The sequence below is a fragment of the Escherichia sp. XD33 genome (assembly GCF_019375075.1).
Lineage (GTDB): Bacteria > Pseudomonadota > Gammaproteobacteria > Enterobacterales > Enterobacteriaceae > Enterobacter > Enterobacter flexneri_A.
On record NZ_JAENDM010000162.1, the window covers coordinates 1 to 1,724 of the forward strand.

At 50.1% G+C, this 1,724-nt stretch carries 1 protein-coding gene and 1 pseudogene; one reads left to right on the top strand and one right to left on the bottom strand.

Going from position 1 to position 1,724, the window contains the following annotated elements:
• Positions 1-15: 15 nt before the first annotated feature.
• Positions 16-1,224, bottom strand: a complete 1,209-nt coding sequence (locus tag K0778_RS25840) for an RNA-guided endonuclease TnpB family protein (protein ID WP_000826397.1) — start codon at positions 1,222-1,224, stop codon at positions 16-18.
• Positions 1,225-1,231: 7 nt separating this feature from the next.
• On the opposite strand from K0778_RS25840, the pseudogene tnpA reads away from it, so the two are divergent.
• Positions 1,232-1,657, top strand: a pseudogene (gene tnpA / locus K0778_RS25845) (IS200/IS605 family transposase); the annotation flags it as partial.
• Positions 1,658-1,724: the final 67 nt, after the last annotated feature.

The following is a 1,724-nucleotide window of genomic DNA, read 5'->3' on the forward strand; positions in this document are numbered from 1 at the left end:
GGATCCCTGCTACGTTCAGGCTGTCGCCTGAATCATTTCGGTGGGTTCCTGCTTCAACGGGCGGCCTGACTGCACCATCTCTCCACAGGCAAGAACGGCGTGTCCCGCCGCTAAAATGTTGCGAGCGCTATTTACATCGGCGTTCGCTGTATATCCACATACCTGGCATCTGAATTTACTTTGTGACAGGCGGTTCTCTTTCGCTGTATGACCACAGTACGCGCAACGCTGGCTTGTATACGCTGGCGGAACAGCAAGCACCTGACCGCCACTCCAGAGCTGCTTGTACTCAAGCTGGCGGCGTATTTCATACCAGCCCTGATCCAGTATCGGACGGTTTAAACCTGATTTTGCCCGGACATTGCGCCCCGGCTGGCTGACCGTACCCGCTGCTGACTTTGACATGTTGCTGACCTTCAAATCCTCAATGACTATCATTGCGTGGTTTTTGCTGACGGTCGTTGTGACTTTGTGAAGGTAGTCCCTGCGGATATTTGCGATACGGGAATGCAGTCGCTGTATTTTGCATTTCTGCTTCTGCCAGTTGTTGCTGAATTTGACCTTGCGGCTTAACTGCCGCTGAAGTCTCGCCAGCTTCTTCTGGTTTTTCTGCAAACTGTTTACAGGCTCAAAGACTGTGCCATCTGACAGCGTGGCGAGTTTAGCCACGCCAGCATCCAGCCCGACCATTGATGCTGAAGGGTGAACCGGAGTGGATACTTCACTTTCTGTCTGAATACTGATGTACCACTTACCGCTGGACTGGCTGACCGTGACATTTTTCACAACTCCCGTGACCTGACGGCTATTCCGGTAGCGCATCCAGCCAAGTTTCGGCAGAAAAATACGGCTGTTTTCCTGATCGAGCTTAACGCCCTGCGGGTAGCGGAATGCATCATTCTGTCCCCGCTTTTTGAATCGGGGAAAAGCAGCCCGCTTCTGGAAGAAGTTTTTGTAAGCCCGCTCAAGGTCTTTCAGTGACTGTTGCAATGGCTGTGAGGGAGAATCTTTAAGCCATTGCGTTTCAGTGGCATTTTTCCACTCAACCAGCCAGGAAGCCATTTTCCCGTAAGGGATGTATTTATTACCGGCCTCATGATTCTCATTCTGACGTGCCAGAGCACGATTGAAAACGAAACGACATGCGCCTGCGAAGCGCCTCATTTCACACTCCTGTTGACCACCTGGTCTTAACTGGAATTTAAATGCCTGTAATCGTTTCACAGGCCAAATGATACTTTGGTCTATGAATAAAGAAACCGATATCCGACGGGGAAGGCATTGTGTTTTCCTGATGCATGTTCACCTGGTCTTTGTCACCAGATACCGACGTCAGATTTTTGACCATGACGCGACAGAAAAACTACGCGCTTACTTTTCAAATGTATGTGCTGATTTTGAAGCTGAACTGGTTGAAATGGATGGCGAACCAGATCACGTCCATTTGTTAATTAACTATCCTCCCAAACTGGCGATATCCAGTCTGGTAAACAGCCTCAAAGGCGTATCGGGTAGGTGACTGCGACGAGATCGACCAGATATTGCAGTCAGGTATTACTACAAAGGCGTTTTGTGGAGTCCTGGCTATTTTGCCAGTAGCTGCGGAGGTGCGCCAATATCCGTCATCCGCCAATACATTGAACAACAGCAAACACCTGGTCAGGTGGAAAACCACGCCTTATATCCCTGCCCTGAAGGACGGGGTTTTACGGCGCACCGGATAA